This is a genomic window from Streptomyces iranensis (genome assembly GCF_017874715.1).
GTDB lineage: Bacteria > Actinomycetota > Actinomycetes > Streptomycetales > Streptomycetaceae > Streptomyces > Streptomyces iranensis.
On the sequence record NZ_JAGGLR010000005.1, the window covers coordinates 180,064 to 196,535 of the forward strand.

General features: G+C 71.4%; 10 protein-coding genes. 5 read left to right on the forward strand and 5 right to left on the reverse strand.

Translation table 11 applies throughout. The features are described 5' to 3' along the window. The first annotated feature begins 133 nt into the window (after positions 1–133). Positions 134–415 (forward strand): hypothetical protein, encoded by a 282-nt coding sequence (locus J2Z30_RS49460; RefSeq protein WP_245387855.1) that lies wholly within the window; start codon positions 134–136, stop codon positions 413–415. A 14-nt stretch (positions 416–429) separates the two neighbouring features. Here J2Z30_RS49460 and J2Z30_RS10960 read toward each other — a convergent pair whose 3' ends face one another. Next, positions 430–726 (reverse strand): 3'-5' exonuclease, encoded by a 297-nt coding sequence (locus J2Z30_RS10960; protein WP_044568905.1) that lies wholly within the window; start codon positions 724–726, stop codon positions 430–432. Between the two features lie 121 nt (positions 727–847). Between J2Z30_RS10960 and J2Z30_RS10965 the strand changes: the two genes are divergently transcribed. From J2Z30_RS10965 to J2Z30_RS10975, 3 genes are all read left to right on the forward strand, one after another. Next, entirely contained in the window at positions 848–1,702 is an 855-nt protein-coding gene (locus tag J2Z30_RS10965; RefSeq protein ID WP_209468638.1) for a lipase family protein, read from the forward strand. A gap of 10 nt (positions 1,703–1,712) precedes the next feature. Then, a complete protein-coding gene (locus J2Z30_RS10970; RefSeq protein ID WP_209468639.1) occupies positions 1,713–5,978 on the forward strand; it encodes a caspase family protein in 4,266 nt (1,421 codons plus the stop codon). A 1,298-nt stretch (positions 5,979–7,276) separates the two neighbouring features. After that, positions 7,277–7,669: a hypothetical protein gene (locus J2Z30_RS10975; RefSeq protein ID WP_209468640.1), complete on the forward strand. Its 393-nt coding sequence runs from the start codon at positions 7,277–7,279 to the stop codon at positions 7,667–7,669. Between the two features lie 14 nt (positions 7,670–7,683). On the opposite strand, the gene J2Z30_RS10980 is transcribed toward J2Z30_RS10975, so the two are convergent. Genes J2Z30_RS10980 through J2Z30_RS10995 form a run of 4 tightly spaced genes read right to left on the reverse strand, consistent with a single transcriptional unit; the run spans position 7,684 to position 11,095 of the window. Then, positions 7,684–8,850 (reverse strand): HAD-IIIC family phosphatase, encoded by a 1,167-nt coding sequence (locus tag J2Z30_RS10980; RefSeq protein ID WP_078956553.1) that lies wholly within the window; start codon positions 8,848–8,850, stop codon positions 7,684–7,686. Continuing rightward, positions 8,843–9,964, reverse strand: a complete 1,122-nt coding sequence (locus J2Z30_RS10985; RefSeq protein WP_044581207.1) for an acyl-CoA dehydrogenase family protein — start codon at positions 9,962–9,964, stop codon at positions 8,843–8,845. The genes J2Z30_RS10980 and J2Z30_RS10985 overlap by 8 nt, the downstream gene beginning before the upstream one ends. Next, positions 9,957–10,232 (reverse strand): acyl carrier protein, encoded by a 276-nt coding sequence (locus J2Z30_RS10990; RefSeq protein WP_044568903.1) that lies wholly within the window; start codon positions 10,230–10,232, stop codon positions 9,957–9,959. The genes J2Z30_RS10985 and J2Z30_RS10990 overlap by 8 nt, the downstream gene beginning before the upstream one ends. Beyond that, entirely contained in the window at positions 10,229–11,095 is an 867-nt protein-coding gene (locus J2Z30_RS10995) for a 3-hydroxyacyl-CoA dehydrogenase family protein (RefSeq protein WP_044568901.1), read from the reverse strand. Before J2Z30_RS10995 ends, J2Z30_RS10990 begins: the two co-directional genes overlap by 4 nt. A 380-nt stretch (positions 11,096–11,475) precedes the next feature. Between J2Z30_RS10995 and J2Z30_RS11000 the strand changes: the two genes are divergently transcribed. Further along, entirely contained in the window at positions 11,476–16,437 is a 4,962-nt protein-coding gene (locus J2Z30_RS11000) for a type I polyketide synthase (protein WP_372453267.1), read from the forward strand. Positions 16,438–16,472 lie beyond the last annotated feature (35 nt).

Below are 16,472 nucleotides of genomic sequence, written 5' to 3' on the forward strand. Positions count from 1 at the left end.
CTCGTGCACGATTGGCCGTGGCATGGCGCCTGGGTGGCTCGTTGTACTCGCCGCTGAGGTGGGGTCGTTGTGGCACGAGCAGCATCAGGCTCGGCTCACGGGTCATCCGCGGCGGCGGGCTGTAGGGGCCGGGGTGAAGCGCAAGCTTGTCTTCGTCGACCGGCTGCTGGCCGCACTGGTGAGGCGCACCTTCGTCGAGGTCATCGAGCACCTGGGTGCCAGCGGGCGGACTGGGATCGTCGACGGGACCGAGATCCGGGTCCGGCCGCCGGACACAGAGACCGGGACAAGTTCGTCTCCGGCAAGACCAAGCAGAACCGCGGTGAAGGCGATGGTCCTGGCGGGCTCCGAGGGGCGAGTGCTGTTCAGGCGGCGGAAGATCCCGATGAGCCGGACGGCGGCCCATCCTCCCTGAGGAGTTCCGTGGCGCTAGCGGTCCGGATTCGAGGGCGGGTACTGCTCGATGCGCTGGTGGGGCACCTGGCCCTCGCTGACGGACGTCAGGAAGACTCGCTGGAATTCAAGGCCCTTGAAGCGGTGCATGGTGCCGATGCGGACGGCGTCCGCATCTGAGCGCAGTCCGTCCTTACCCAGTTCAATCGACGGAACGAAAAAGGGGTTCCTGGCGAGGATGTTCGCGAACTGCTGGGCCGAAGCTCCGTCGGGCACGCTGATGGCCATCGCGGAGTACGGCGTGCCATGGGTGTCGTGGCGCTCCTTGATCAAGGCTGCCGCTTCTGGGCGTGCTCCCCCGCCTTCCCATCGCTTACGGTCGCCGGATGCAGACGGGCCGCCGGGGCACCCTCCTATAGTGTTCTCGGTGGGGCGATGTGGACGCGAGGGTGGCATGGCGCGTGTGGTCGGGGTACACGGGGTGGGCCAACAAGTGCTGGGGGAAGAGAGCCTGTTGAGCAAATGGCGACCGGCGCTGCGGGACGGCCTGCGGCAGGCCGGCGCCGCACCGCTGGGGGAGGGGGATCTGGCCATGGGCTTCTACGGCGACCTGTTCCGGCCGGCCGGGCGCCCTCTGGCGGTGGGCGACCCGCCCTACACCTCCGCCGACGTGGCCGAGGGCTTCGAGCAGGATCTACTCCTCGCCTGGTGGGAGGCTGCTGCGGCGGTGGACGATCGGGTGGCGCCGCCGCGCGGCAACACCCTGGCGCGCACTCCCCGGCCGGTGCAGGCCGCATTGCGCGCCCTGTCCCGGTCGCGGTTCTTCTCCGGCCTGGCACTCCGGGCCTTGGTCTTCGACCTGAAGCAGACCCGCCGTTACCTGACCGAGTCGGGGCTGCGCGAGGCGGCTCGGGGCCGGGTGCATGCGGCCATCGGCGACGACACCCGGGTCGTTGTGGCACACTCGCTGGGCTCGGTGGTGGCCTATGAGGCGCTGTGTGCCCTGCCCGGCCATCCGGTGCGGGTGCTGGTCACCCTCGGCTCGCCGCTCGGGATGCGCATGGTGCTCGACCGGCTCGAGCCGGACCCCGGCCCGGTCCACCGGTGGCCGGGCGGTGCGGACTTGGCGTGGACGAACGTGGTGGACCACGGCGATGTCGTGGCTCTGGTCAAGGATCTGCGCCCGGCGTTCGGCCCGCGAGTGACCGGCGTGGTGGTTCACAACGGAGCTCACGCTCACGACGCGACCGCCTATCTGACGGACGCCCGCACCGGCGCGGCCATCGCCGGAGGACTCGGTGCCGGCTAAGGACGGCTCGGTGTCGGCTAAGGACGGCTCGGCGCCCCGCCGTTTCCTGATAGCAACGGCAATCACCCGGTACCCGAAGGCCACCCATCTCGGCTGGGACCGCCCCGACCTGGCCGACGCCCGCCGGCGCGTTGTCGAACTCTTCACCAATCGCCTCGGCTACCGTCACGTCACCGATCTCGGACTTGATCCGACCAGCGATCAGCTCACCACTGGACTGCGCGCGTTCTGCATGTCTGCGGAGCGCCGACCCGACGACCTGGTCGCCGTCTACATCGCGGGACACGGCGAAGTCCTCGACGACGACGGTGAGCACGTCCTGCTCACCGCGGACACTGACCCCAAGGACATCGACGACGCTCTGCCCACCCGCCGCCTGGCCCGCAAGATACTGCGCCGCACCAATGTGCGCCGCCTACTCATGCTCTTGGACACCTGCTACTCCGGCCGGGGCGGCAACGAACTAGCCGCCGCCGCCCTGGCCCGGATGAACCACCAGTGGGGCGAGGAGACCGGCTCCGGTCTGATCGTCATCTCCGCCACCCAGCCCCAGGAACAAGCCGAGACCGGGGCATTCCCCCATCTACTCGAACAGGCCGTGACCAGCCTGGCCACCGCCGGCTACGGCCCGCGCACCCTGGCGCTGGACTCCGTGGTTCAGCGGATGAACGACCACCCGGACCGGCCTCCCCACCAGCGCATCGGCCTCACACAAATCGGCCTGACCGGCGAGGTGCCGCCCTTCCTCGCCAACCCCCGCCACCAATTCCGCCGTACCGAGGTTGACCTGGAGCTTCAGCAGGCCGCCCAGTGGGAGGAGCACGCCGCGCGGCGGGAGACCGAGTTCCGCACCCGGCTGCTGGCCGGAGCCCAAGGCGCCACCCCCGACCACGCCGGCTGGTTGTTCGCCGGCCGCCGGGAGGCGCTCGGCACGATCACCGATTGGCTTGTGGCCCACAGTCCCGCGCAGCCCGCGCTGGCCGTCACCGGGGACCCAGGCTCGGGCAAGACAGCCGTCCTCGGTCTGATCGCCGCCCTGACCCACCCCGAGCGGCGCCGCACCGTCCCTTTCGACAGCTTGGCCTTGGACCCGCAGTCCCTGCCGCAGCACGCCGTCGACGTCAGCATCCACGCCCAGAACCTCACCAACGATCAAGTGCTCCAGGGCCTGGCCGCGGGCGCCCGGGTCCGGGCCGGCACGCTGGGGGAGTTCCTGGAGGCCCTCGGGCCCCGGAAGTCCAGCAACGATCGGCCGTTCACCGTTCTGATCGACGCCCTCGACGAGGCAGCCACCCCGATCCTCCTGTGCAGCCAGGTACTGCGCCCCCTGATCACACACGCCAGCGGCCGGGTCCGGCTGCTGATGGGCACCCGCCCGCACCTGCTGCCCTGGCTTGAACTGGAGCGTACCGGGCGGATCGACGTCGTCGATCTCGACGCCGACCGGTACGCGGACCCGGACGCCCTGCTGGAGTATACGATCCGCACCCTCATCAGGGCCCACCCCCGCTCTCCCTACGAGAACTGCCCGTCTCCACTGCGGATGGCCGTCGCCCGCGGGATCGCCGCGGCGGCCGGCCGGTCGTTCCTCGTCGCCCGGATCTCCGCAGGCACCCTGGCGGCCGACCCCGCGCTGCCCGACCCGGCCGACCCTGCCTGGCGGGCCGGCCTGCCCAAGCTGCCCAGCGAGGCCATGCGCCGGGACCTGCGGCAGCGCTTGGGTGCGGACGCAGCCCGCGCCACCGACCTGCTGCGCCCGCTGGCCTTCGCAGAGGGCCGCGGGCTGCCCTGGGAGGACATCTGGGCACCGCTGGCCGAGGCGGTGTCCGCGCGCCCCTGCGTCGACGACGACCTGCTGTGGCTGCGCGAGGCCGCCGGGGCCTACGTGGTCGAGGTCACCGAGGACGGCCGTTCCGCCTACCGGCTCTACCACCGCGCGCTTGCCGAGCATCTGCGCGAGGGCGTGGAAACGGCCGCTGTACACGCCGCGTTCGCGCGCACCCTGGTCTCCCGGGTCCCCTACGGCCCTGACGGCGCCCGCGACTGGAGCCGCGCCCACCCGTACACCCGGCGCCACCTGGCCGGGCACGCCGCGCACGGCGGGCTGCTCGACGAACTGGTCACCGACCCCGAGTACCTGGTGCACGCCGACCCGGCCGGGCTGATGCCCCACCTACCCATGGCCCGGTCCCCGACCGCCCAGCTCCCCGCCACCATCTACCGCACCTCCTTCGGCACCCACCGCCGCACCGGCACCGACGAACGACGCCAGATCCTCGCCCTGGACGCGGCCCGGTACAACGTCTCGCCCTTCCTCGCGGCGCTCAACGGCCGTGCCGCGGACCACATGTGGAAACCCCTGTGGGGGTCGGGCGGTACGCTCTCCCCCACGCTGCGCGACACCTTGGCGTGCGCCGCCGGGCCGGTGCGTGCCATGGCACTCGCACTGGTCGACGGTCATCCGGTCGCCGTCACCGGACACGGCGACACCACGGTCCGGGTGCACGAGCTGGCCACCGGCAGGTCCGTCGGGCAACCGTTGACCGGTCACACCGGGGCGGTGACCGCCGTAGCGTGCATCGAACTGAACGGGCGGCCGGTCGCCGTCACCGGGTCCGGCGACCGGACGGTGCGCGTGTGGGACCTGAACACGGGCAGGCCGGCCGGCGGGCCACTGGCCGGACACACTGCGCCCGTGGTCGCGGCGGCATGTACCAAGCTGGACGGCCGCCCGGTCGCCGTCACCGGCTCGTACGACGGCACGGTACGGGTGTGGGATCTGGCCACAGGCAAGGCCATCGGGCAGCCGATGACCGGGCACACCAGCACAGTCGCGGCGGTCGCCTGCACCGAGCTGGACGGCCGCCCTGTGGCGATCTCCTGTTCAGGTGACCGTACGGTGCGGGTGTGGGACCTGGGGACCAGCCAGCCGGTCCTGGACCCGATGCAGACCGGGCACGGGGCCTGGGTGAACGGGGTGGCCTGCGCGCGGCTGGGCGGTCGCCCGGTCTTGGTCACCGCCTCCAGCGACGGGACGCTTCGGGTATGGGACCTGGGAACCGGCCGGTTGGTCCACGGGCCGATGTTCGGGCACACCAGGGCGGTGATCGCGATCACCTGCGCGGTGCTGGACGGGCGGCCGGTCGCCGTCTCCGCCTCCAGCGACGGGACGGTGCGGGCCTGGGAACTGGCCACCGGGGAGTCCGCCGGGGAGCCGATGACCGGACACACCGGAGGCGTGAACGCGGTGGCCTGCCTGGTCCTCGACGGCAGCCCCGTCGCCGTGACGGCGTCCGACGACCGGACTCTGCGGGTCTGGGACCTGCTGACCGCCGGGAAGCGGGTCGGTGCATGGCGCACTGGCCACACCGGCGAAGTCACCGTGGCCGTGGCCACCCGGCTGGGCGACCGGCCTGTGGCGGTCACCGGCGCCAGCGACAAGACCGTTCGGATGTGGGACGCGTCGACAGGGCAGGCCCTGGGCAAGCCCCTGACCGGGCACATCGCCCCGGTGGTCGCGGTCGCATGCACGGTGCTCGACGGGCGTTCGGTCGCGGTCACCGGCTCGGATGACGGCACACTGCGGGTCTGGGACCTGGCGAGCGGGCAGGCTCTCGCCACCCGGACAGCCCGGGGCGGGAGCGGTGTCACGGCGGTGGCGTGCATGACGCTGGACGGTCGGCCCCTCGTGGTCGGCGCGGCCGAGGACGGAACGGCGCGGGCGTGGGATCTGGCGACCGGGGAACCGTTCGGCGAGCCGGTCAGCGTGTCCGACGGCCCACTGCGCGCCGTGGCATGCGGGGCGCTGAACGGTCGGCCGGTTGGCGTCGTCGCCTCCGCCTGCGGGGAGCTGCGGGTGTGGGATCCGGCCACCGGGAGCACGTCCCCGCTCGGCGACCACGACCGGCCGGGCGCAGTGCGCGCGCTGGCCGTCGCCGCGCTTGCCGGTGGACTGGTCACAGTCACCGGCTCGGATGACCAGACGGCGCGGGTGTGGGACCTGGACACGAGAACTCCCATCGGAGGGCCGCTGGCCGGCCACACTGGCCCGGTGACCGCCGTCGCCTGCGCGTCCCTGGACGACCGCCCCGTCGCGGTGACCGGCTCCGGTGACGGGACGGTGCGAGTCTGGGACCTGACGACGCGCCGGCAGACCGGTGTGGTGCACCTCATGGCCCCCTGCCGCGCGGTGGCGCTCAGCGAAGAGGGGCACCTGATCTGCTGCTTCGGCGATCACATCGCTGTCCTCGCCTCGGGCCCGCGCGTCAGCAAGTGACGATGCCGTAGCCGGGGCCGGGTACTCCACCAGCCGGCCGCGGCGTGCCGGAACCAGGGGCGCCAGTTGGAGGTACGGCCGGCAACCAGCCCAGGCCACCACCGTCAGTGGTGCCCCCGCCCGTGCGCTGCCCGGGGTGGCGGAACTTTCGGAATCGGTTAGGAGTGGTAGGGGATACCGGCCCGTACAAGCCGTGGCCGCAGCCGCGCCCACGTCGAGAGCCCTCCACGGCATCGGCAGCTAATTTTTGCCATCGCATCCGAACGACCCTGCCGAATGGGTCGGCGAATGGGTCGGCGCTTCAGCTGGACGACCGTCTGGAGAGTCGGGCCACGGCCGCTGACATGTGGATTCGCTTCCCACGTCCCGAGCGCCTCGCTGAGGACTCGGACCTGCGCATCCGTTCAGTGGGGGTCAAGCCTTCGGCGATGGCGTATAGGCCCGTTCCGCGAAGGTACTCGGTGAAGATGCGGACCACGATGGGCGCGGTTTGGGGGTCGGGTTCGAGACGGTGGAGGCGTTTGCCGTCGGCGGCCTTGGCTGGGTTGGGGTGTGGGCCGGCGTCGGTGAGCCTTTGGGTGCCGGAAACGGTGTCACCCTACGCGACCTGCTTGTATTCGCGGAGGAGGCCACCGAGCCGATCGTGCCGAGAAACCGCTGTGCGGTTGTGAGCGGGCTGCGGTTCAGGGGCGGTCAGTTGGTCTGGTGGTCGTTGTCCGAGGGATCGGTACGGCCGATGACTTTTGTAGTGCTGCGCGTACTCGTTGACGACGAGGCGGAGGTGGTTCTGTCCCGTGATCAGGATGCGGTCGGTGGCCTCACGGCGACACGATCCGATCCAGCGAGGTAATTCCGTGCCTGCTGGGTGATCCAGGGGCCGGTCGGGTGTCGGGTGATGCCGGGATGAGTCGTGCGTGCCGGCGCAGGACCGATCGCGGAGAGACCAGCAAGGCCAGTTGTGATCGCCGCTGCTTGGTGACGAGCCGGAGCAGTGCCGCCATGACGGCCCTGTCGCTCCAGGAGAAGCGGGGGCGTGGCTGGGTGCGTCGTGCGACGGCGAGTTGATGCCGGAGCCTCAAGATCTCCATGTCCTTCGAAGCGTCCGAACGAGCGAGCAGGGCAAGCCATTGGAAGGTCTGGTCGGCGAGTAGGTAGATGAGCCGTATCACCACGACCGGCACGCTGCCTCAGAACGGCTCGCTGCTCCTGAGGTCTGGCAGATCCGAACCAGCAGGTCAGCCCCGATGACATAATTTCCGGCAGGCCGCCGGCCGGGGCGCGTCGCCGCGGTGGCCGGCTTGTCGCTGGTGCCGGGACTGCTGTCACCGGTCACGTTCGAGTCAGAAGCCAATGGGCTCGGCAGACCCGAGCTGGAGGCCCCGCGGGCGGACGAGGTCATACCCCTCTCCCCGAAGATGGACCGTAGGACTGCCGCCCTGGTGAAGGAGAGCGAGGCGGCAGACCGCTCGGCCGCCGAGGCGGTGCGCCGCGACCAGGCCAGGAAGCTGACCTGGCCGAAGGCCGGTACGGCGCGCCTGGCGGTATCCGGCAGCGGCTCGGCCAAGGCCCGGCCGGGCGGCCTGCCCGTCACCCCGCCTCCAGGAGGCAAGCCATTCCGTACCCGGCCCGAGGGCGGTTCCGCAGCGAGGCATGGCTGGACACGAGGTACTCGCGATAGCCGCGGCCGATAGCCGCGGCGGCGGATTCAGAGGGTGTCCGTGGGGGTGGAGGTCACGACGTGGTCCTCTTCGTCTCTGCGTTCGGATACGCGGCGGGAGTGGCGTGGCCGTGGTGTCCAGGAGGTGGGCAGGCCCTCCGACACCAGCCGCATGGTGGACGGTGCGTTTCTGTGGTCAGGTACGAGGTGCAGGCGCTGTACGTCCGGGTCCGGCGGTATACCGTATGCGGACGTACACGCGCACGGGTCGGTGGCGAATCCCGCGAAGCGGTAGGCGATCTCCATCATCCGGTTGCGTTCGGTCTGCCGGAAGTCCGCGACGAGGTGCACCCCCGCCTCGAAGGCCTGGTCGATCAGCCAGTTGAGGATCACGGCGCCGGCGCCGAACGACACCACTCGGCAGGACGTGGCCAGCAGCTTGAGGTGCCAGAACCCGGCGTTCCGAGCCAGCAGCAGCACTCCCACCGCACCGTGCGGACCGAACCGGTCGGCCATGCTGATGACCAGCACGTCGTGCGCGGGGTCGGCGCACAGCTCGCGCAGCACGGTGTCGGAGTAGTGCACGCCGGTCGCGTTCATCTGGCTGGTGCGCAGGGTCAGTTCCTCGACCCTCGCCAGGTCGTCCGCACCGGCGCCGGAGATCCGCATGACCAGTTCCAGCGAGCGCAGGAAGTCCTCGTCCGGGCCGGTGAAGGCGGACTGCTCGGCCGTCCGGCGGAAGTTGGCCTGGTACATACGGCGCCGCTGACGGGAGTCCTCGGTGACCGTGGCCGGTGTGAACTCGGGCAGGCCGGGCAGGCCGAGCACCTGTTCGTGGGAGTAGCAGCGCACCTCGGGCAGATGGAAGGCGACCTCCGCGCGCTCGGCGGGCTGATCGTCGACGAAAGCGACGGCCGTGTGCGCGAAACGCAGCTCGTCCGCGATCCTGCGTACCGACTCGGACTTCGGCCCCCAGCCGATCTCCGGCAGCAGGAAGTACTCGGCAACACCGAGCCGCTCCAGCTTCCGCCAGGCCGGGTCGTGGTCGTTCTTGCTGGCCACCGACTGGAGGATGCCGCGCGAGTCGAGCATGACGATCACCTCGCGCACCGCGTCCGACAGCCGGACGTCGTCCCCTTCGAGGAGGGTTCCCCGCCACAGGGTGTTGTCCAGGTCCCAGACAAGGCACTTCACCGGTACGGCCTGGTCAGCCATGATTCCTCCCCGCGGTGGCCATCGCGTGCTGGGCCAGCACGATCTGGCAGATCTCGGTGGTGCCCTCGATGATCTCCATGAGCTTGGCGTCCCGGTACGCGCGTGCCACCGGGGTGCCGTCCTGTGCGGCGCGGGACGCCAGCATCTGCACCGCCGAGGCCGCGCCCCGGGCCGCGTTGCCCGAGCTGACGTGCTTGGCGAGCACCGCCTGCACGGCCAGGTCGGGATCACCCGAGTCCCAGCACCCGCTGGCGTGCTCGCAGGTCGTGGTCGCTACCCGTTCGGCGACCAGGAGTTCGGCGAGACGTCTGGCCACCAACTGGTGCTCGGCGAGCGGTCTGCCGAACTGCGAGCGCGACCTCGCGTGCGCGGTCGACTCGCGCAGACAGGCGCGCAGGATGCCGACACATCCCCAGGCCACCGACATCCGTCCGTACGTCAGCGCCGTGGTGACGACCATCGACAGTGCCTGCCCGCCGCCGCCCAGCACAGCGCCGGCCGGCAGCCGGACCGAGTCGAGGCGGACATCGGCGTGTCCGGCGGCCCGGCAGCCGACCGGGTCCGGGACACGCTCCACATGCACACCCGGCGCGGTGGCGGGTACGACGACCACCGCCGCGTCCGGCCCGAACCGGCCGACGACCACGATCAGATCGGCGTAGGCGGCCGCCGTGACCCAGACCTTCCGGCCGGTCACCACGACCTCGTCGCCGTCCGGTTCGATACGGGTCTCGATGGCGGACAGGTCACTGCCCGCGTCCGGCTCGCTGAAGGCCATGGCCGCGAGGCCGCCGCTCGTCAGCTCCGTCAGACAGGCACGCCGCTGCTCGGCGGTGCCTAACCGGGCGATGGTCCAGGCCGCCATCCCCTGCGAGGTCTGTACGCTCCGCACGGAACTGCACAGGCTGCCGGTGTGCGCGGTGAGTTCGCCGTTGTCCAGGCTGCTCAGGCCGAGCCCGCCGTACTCCGGGGGCACCTGTGCGCACAGCGCCCCCAGGCCGCCCAGCTCGCGCAGCACCGCGAGTGGCAGTTCGCCGGCCAGGTCCCAGGCGTCGGCCCGGTCACCGACGAGTTCACCGACCAGCGTCCGGGCGCCGGCAAGGCGTTCAACCACGGCCGTCACCGTCTCGAAGCCCCCGCACCAGCGCCGCCATCGACCTGATGGACCGGAAGTTGGCCAGCCGCAAGTCGTTGCCCACGATCGACACCTCGAACGTCTTCTCCAGGTGGACGACCAGCTCCATCGCGAACATCGAGCTCACCAGGCCGGACTCGAACAGGTCCTGGTCGAACGTCACTTCGGTCTTGAGCCTGTCCACCAGGTACGACTTCAACGTCTCCTCGATGGCCGAGTCCGTACCCGGCCCCTGGTGCGTCGTCACGAGAGTGTCTCCCTGTAGTCGTGGAAACCGCGCCCCGACTTCCGGCCCAGGTCGCCGTCGCGGACCTTGGCCAGCAGTTGTTCGCACGGTCGGTAGCGTTGTTCGCCGGTGCGCTCGTACAGCGCCGCCAGCGAGTCGACGAGGTTGTCGAGACCGATCAGGTCGGCGGTGCGCAGCGGCCCGGTCCGGTGCCCGAGACACCCCACCATCAGCCTGTCGACGTCCTGCGCCGTAGCCACGTCCTCGTCGACCAGGCGCGCGGCGTCGTTGAGCATGGGGTGCAACAGCCTGCTGGTGACGAATCCGGGGGAGTCGCGGACCACGACGGCCCGGCGGTTCAGCGCCGCCAGCAGCTCGGTCACGGCAGTCACCGTGGCCTCGTCCGTGCGGGGGCCCCGGATCACCTCGACCAGGTCGATGAGGTATGCCGGGTTCATGAAGTGTGTGCCGATCAACTGCTGTGGCCTGGGCAGCGAATCGGCGAGCGCGTCGATCGGGATGCCCGAGGTGTTGGAGATCAAGGGGGTGTCGGCGTCGATGACGCCGGCGGCATCGACGAGTACCCCTACCTTGGTGGCCTGGTGCTCGACGACGGCCTCGACGACTGCGCGCGCACCGGCCAGCGCGCTCAGCGACGTGGTGGTCACGAGCCGGCCCGGCGTGCGCCCGGAAGGCAGCGCGTCCATCATCCGGGCGTGCCGCAGCTGGGTTTCGATCGTGCGCTCGGCCCGGTCCAGCTCGGCCTGTCCGACATCGAGAAGTACGACCGGCAGTCCGCTGCCCAACACGGTCGTCGCGATGGCCGTCCCCATCACACCCGCACCCAATACGGCAACCGGACCTGGCCGGCAATCAGCCGCCATATACGCCTCCGTAAATCGCGTCGGATTACCACTCGCTAACTGAGGATGAACTCGGCGGACGATAGCAGTGGAAAAGGTTTTGGATCAAGGTGGGTGGTGTAATTGACGTGACGGTGGACCGTCGGCAGACTCTCTGGTCAGGGCGGTACTTTCCTTGATCTGGACAATGCTAGCGTTGACCTGCGAAGAAAAGCCTGCCGTCCGGTGCGAAGGGTGGCTCGCTCGTGATCCTCGCGCTCAGTATTCGCTGTGAAACGCCCTGTCAGGAATGCATCGTCGTCATCTTGCTTTTCTACTTGCGCAGAATTGCTTTTCTACTTGCGCGGGATTGCTTTTCTGCTTGCGGGGTACCTTGTGCGACTTCCAGGAGGACTCGGATGGTGGGCAACGACAAGCTGCTCGACTACCTCAAGCGGGTCACCACGGAACTCGACCTGACCACCGAACGCCTCCGGGCGACCGAGGAACGCGGGCGCGAGCCGATCGCGATCATCGGGATGGGGTGCCGCTTCCCCGGCGGGGTGGATTCACCGGAAGACCTGTGGCGACTGGTGACCGAGGGCCGGGACGTCGTGTCGGACTTCCCGACCGACCGCGGCTGGCCGCTCGCGTCTCCGGACGCCGTCGTACTGCCCGGTGAACCCGCGGCCGTCCCCGTCCGCCGCGGTGGGTTCCTGGCCGGTGCCGACGAGTTCGACGCCGGTTTCTTCGGCATCGCACCGCGCGAGGCGCTCGCGACGGATCCGCAGCAGCGGCTGCTGCTGGAGATCGCCTGGGAGACCTTCGAACGGGCCGGGATCGACCCCGAGTCGCTGCGGGGCAGCCGCACCGGGGTGTTCGCCGGGACGATGGGCTCGGACTACGCCCTCTCCGCGGTCCCCATACCGACCGATCTCACCGGGCACCTCATCACCGGGGCCTCGGGCAGTGTCGTCTCGGGGCGCATCTCCTACACCTTCGGTCTGCGCGGCCCCTCGATGACCGTGGACACCGCCTGTTCCTCGTCCCTGGTCGCTTTGCACCTGGCGGCACAGTCCCTGCGCTCGGGCGAGTGTGATCTGGCGCTGGCCGGCGGGGTGTCGGTGATGTGCACCCCGTCCATCTTCGACGTGTTCGCCCAGCACGGCGGCCTCGCGCCGGACGGGCGCTGCAAGTCCTATGCTGCCGCGGCCGACGGAACCGGCTGGAGCGAAGGGGTCGGCGCGCTGCTGGTGGAACGGCTCTCGGACGCGCAACGCAACGGACATCGGGTACTGGCCGTCCTGCGCGGCTCCTCGGTCAACTCCGACGGCGCGTCCAACGGCCTCACCGCCCCGAACGGGACGGCGCAGCAACAGGTCATCGAGGCGGCGGTGGCCGCGGCCGGACTCTCCATGGACGACGTCGACACGGTGGAGGGGCACGGCACGGGTACCAGGCTCGGCGACCCCGTCGAGGCGCGCTCGCTGCTGGCCACGTACGGCCGCGACCGGCCGGCCGAACGGCCACTGTGGCTGGGGTCGGTCAAGTCGAACCTCGGCCACACGCAGGCGGCGGCAGGCGTGGCCGGCGTGATCAAGATGGTGCTCGCGATGCGGCACGGAGTGCTGCCCGGCACCCTGCACGTGGACGAACCCAGCGACCAGGTGGACTGGTCGGGCGGCGCGGTCCGACTGCTCACCGCCTCACGGGCCTGGCCGGAGACGGACCGGCCACGGCGGGTGGGAGTCTCGTCGTTCGGGGTGAGCGGCACCAACGCCCATGTCGTGCTCGAAGAGGCGCCGCCGACGACCGTACTCGAACAGGCGCCACCAGCCTCCGTGCTCGGACAGGCGCCGCCGCCCCCCGCCGAGCGACGCCGCACACCGCACGTCGTCGTGCCCTGGCTGCTTTCGGCCCGTTCACCGGAGGGACTGCGCGCCCAGGCCGAGCGTCTGCGCGCGCACGTACTCGAACACGACCGGCACCCGGCCGACGTCGGCTACTCGCTCGCGGTGACCCGCACGGCCCACGACCACCGTGCCGTCGTACTCGGAAACGACCGGACGTCCCTCCTGGACAGTCTGGGCGCGCTCGCCGAGGAGTCCCGGCAGGGCGTTCACCTCATCCGGGGGCGCCGGGCGGAGGCGGCGCGGCGGCCGGTCTTGGTCTTTCCCGGCCAGGGCACGGAGTGGGACGGGATGGCCCGCGAACTGCTGGACACGGAACCGGTGTTCGCCGCCCGGATGGCCGAGTGCGCCACCGCGGTCGGCGAGTACGTCGACTGGTCGCTGCTCGACGTGGTGCGGGGTGCCGACGGCGCGCCGGGACTCGACCGGGTGGATGTGCTCCAGCCGGTCCTGTTCGCGACGATGGTGTCGCTGGCGGGCCTGTGGCTGTCGTACGGGGTGACGCCCGCGGCCGTGGTCGGGCACTCCCAGGGCGAGATCGCGGCCGCATGCGTGTCGGGGGCGCTGTCCCTGCGGGACGCGGCGCGCGTGGTCGCCCTGCGCAGTAAGTCATTACGGCGGCTGTGCGGCCTCGGCGGGATGCTCTCCACGGTGGCGTCGGCCACCGAGACGGCGGAGCTGCTGGAGCCGTGGCGCGAGCACCTGTGGGTCGCGGCGGTCAACGGGCCGACGGCCGTGACGGTCTCCGGCGACGCCGACGCCCTGGACGAGTTCGAGCGCGAACTCTCCCGCCGGGGCATGCTGCGCTGGCGCGTCCCGGGAGTGGACTTCGCTGCGCACTCGGGCCACGCCGACCTGCTCCGGGAGGAGATCGAGGCGTCCCTCGCGGGCATCGCACCGCGCGGTACGGCCGAGATCCCGTTCTACTCCACGGTCACCGGCGGCCGGCAGGACACATCGGGCCTCGACGCCGGCTACTGGTTCCGCAACCTGCGCCGAACCGTCAGGCTGGACACCGCCGTACGCGCCCTGCTCGACGATGGACACGGCCTGTTCGTGGATGTCGGCCCGCAGCCCGTGCTGACGATGGGCATACAGGACCTGATCGACGAGTCCGGCCGGGATGCCGCCGTCGTCGGCACGCTGCGGCGCGGCCACGGCGGCCGGGAGCAGTTCCTGTCCGCCGTCGCCGAGGTCCATGTGCGCGGGGGCGCCCTCGACTGGCGCGCCGCCTTCACCGACGCCGAGGTCGTCGACCTGCCCACCTACGCCTTCCAGCGCAAGCGCTACTGGTTGGCCGGCGAGCGCGAACGGAACGAGCGCGAACGGAAGGAGACCGCGCCCGCGGCGCTGACGGCGGAAGCGGCGGCCCGGCCGTTCTGGGACCCCGTGGACCGCGGCGACCTGCACGCGCTGACCCGGCTGCTCGGCGTCACGGGGGACACCCCGCTGGAGGCGGCCCTGCCCGCCATCGCCGGCTGGCGCCGGCAGGCCCAGGAACGGGCAGCCGTGGACTCCTGGCGGTACCGGATCGCCTGGACGCCACTGGCGTCGACCGGGACACAGGCCCCGCAGGGCACCTGGGTGATCGTCGTACCGGAGGCGCACGAGCAGGACGAACGGGTCCGAGCCGTGCTCGCCCGCCTGGAGGACGGCGGCGCGGAGGTCACGACGGTGACGCTGTCGGCGTACGACGCGAACCGCCGGCGGATCGCCGAACCGCTGCGGGACGCGCTCGGCGGCTCCCAGCCGGTCGCCGGGGTGGTGTCACTGCTGGCCCTGGCCGAGGAACCGCACCCGGACCACCCCGCGCTCCCCACCGGAGTGGCGCTGACGCTGGCCCTGGTGCAGGCCATGACGGCGGAGGCCAGGAGCACGGCGAAACTGTGGTGTCTGACCTGGGGCGCGACGTCCGCCACCGGCCGGGCGCCCAGCCCCGCCCAGGCGCAGATCTGGGGACTTGGACTCGCGGTCGCGCAGGAGCACCCGAGGCTGTGGGCGGGCCTGGTCGATCTGCCCGCCGCGCCCGACCCCGCCGCCGAGGCACGGCTGAACGCAGTCCTGGCGGGCGGGACCGGTGAGGACCAGATCGCGCTGACCGCGTCGGGCGCGATGGCCCGCAGACTGGTCAGGGCCGGTGCCCCGGAGCGCGACGGCGAGCCGTGGCGGCCACGGGACACCGTCCTGGTCACCGGCGGCACCGGCGCGCTGGGCTCACACGTCGCCCGGTGGGCGGCCCGCAACGGCGCCCGGCACGTGGTGTTGCTCAGCCGCAGGGGGGCCGAGGCCCCGGGTGCCGCCGAACTGGCCGCCGAACTGGCCGAGTCCGGAGCCACGGTCGCGTTCGAAGCCTGCGACACGGCCGACCTCGCCGGGCTCGCCGAGGTGCTCGCCCGCATCCCCGGGGAGACACCGCTGCGCGCGGTGGTGCACTCCGCCGCCGTGAGCGGCGACCATGCGCCGGCCTCGGAGACGACGGTCGCGGAGTTCGCCGAGGTGGTCACCGGCAAGGCCGTGGGCGCGGCCAACCTGGACGCCCTGCTCGCCGACACCCCGCTGGACGCCTTCGTCCTGATGGCATCGCTCTCCGGCGTACTGGGCGGGGGCGGCCACTGCGCCTACAGCGCGGCCAACGCCCATCTCGACGCCCTGGCGGAACGGCGCATGGCCGCCGGACGGCCGGCCACGTCGATCGCCTGGGGCGGCTGGACCGAGACCGGTCTGTCGGACACCCCGGACGAACTCCGGGAGCTGTTCCACCGGCTCGGGGTCAGGGCCATGCCCCCCGGCCCGGCGATCACCGCGCTGAGCCGGGCTGTCGCGGACGGCACGCCGACGTCGGTGGTGGCGGACCTGGACTGGTCGCTTTTCATCCCCGCGTTCACGGCCCTACGGCCGAGCCCGCTCGTCGCGGACTTCGCCCGCGGCCTTGGCACCGACGAGCCGGACCGGGCGGCGCCGCTGCGGGAACGGCTGGCCGGGCACTCCCCGGCCGAGCAGGAGGACATCCTGCTCGACCTGGTGCGCGAACGCGCCGCCGGCGTGCTGCACCAGCCGGAACCGGAAGCGGTCGAGGCCGACTGCAGCTTCCGCGGCCTGGGCTTCGACTCGCTGATGTCCGTCGAACTGCGCAACGGCCTCAACGCCGCTACCGGACTGCGGCTGCCGACCACCGTGGTCTTCGAGCACCCGACCCCGGAGGACCTCGCCCGCCGACTGCGCTCCGAACTCGCGCCGACGGACGACACCGGCGTGCCGGTGGCCACCTTCGCCGAACTGGACCGGCTGGAAGCCGGATTGAACACCACTGCCTTCACCGTCGAGGCGAGGGCCCGGGTCACCGCCCGCCTGACCGCCCTGGTGGCCAACTGGACCGCCGCAGCCCCCGGCGGCGAGGCGGCCGACGTGATCCCGGACGGGGCCGGCGACGAGGAGATGTTCCGTTACCTGCAGGACAACTTCGGCATCTCCTGACACCACCCGGCCGACCCACCGCCCGAGGAGCGACC

What these genes read in the sequence shown, in the direction of transcription:
- J2Z30_RS10995 (WP_044568901.1), bottom strand. Translation starts at nt 11,095, where the DNA reads ATGGCGGCTGATTGCCGGCCAGGTCCGGTTGCCGTATTGGGTGCGGGT.
- J2Z30_RS10965 (WP_209468638.1), top strand. Translation starts at nt 848, where the DNA reads ATGGCGCGTGTGGTCGGGGTACACGGGGTGGGCCAACAAGTGCTGGGG.
- J2Z30_RS10980 (WP_078956553.1), bottom strand. Translation starts at nt 8,850, where the DNA reads ATGGCTGACCAGGCCGTACCGGTGAAGTGCCTTGTCTGGGACCTGGAC.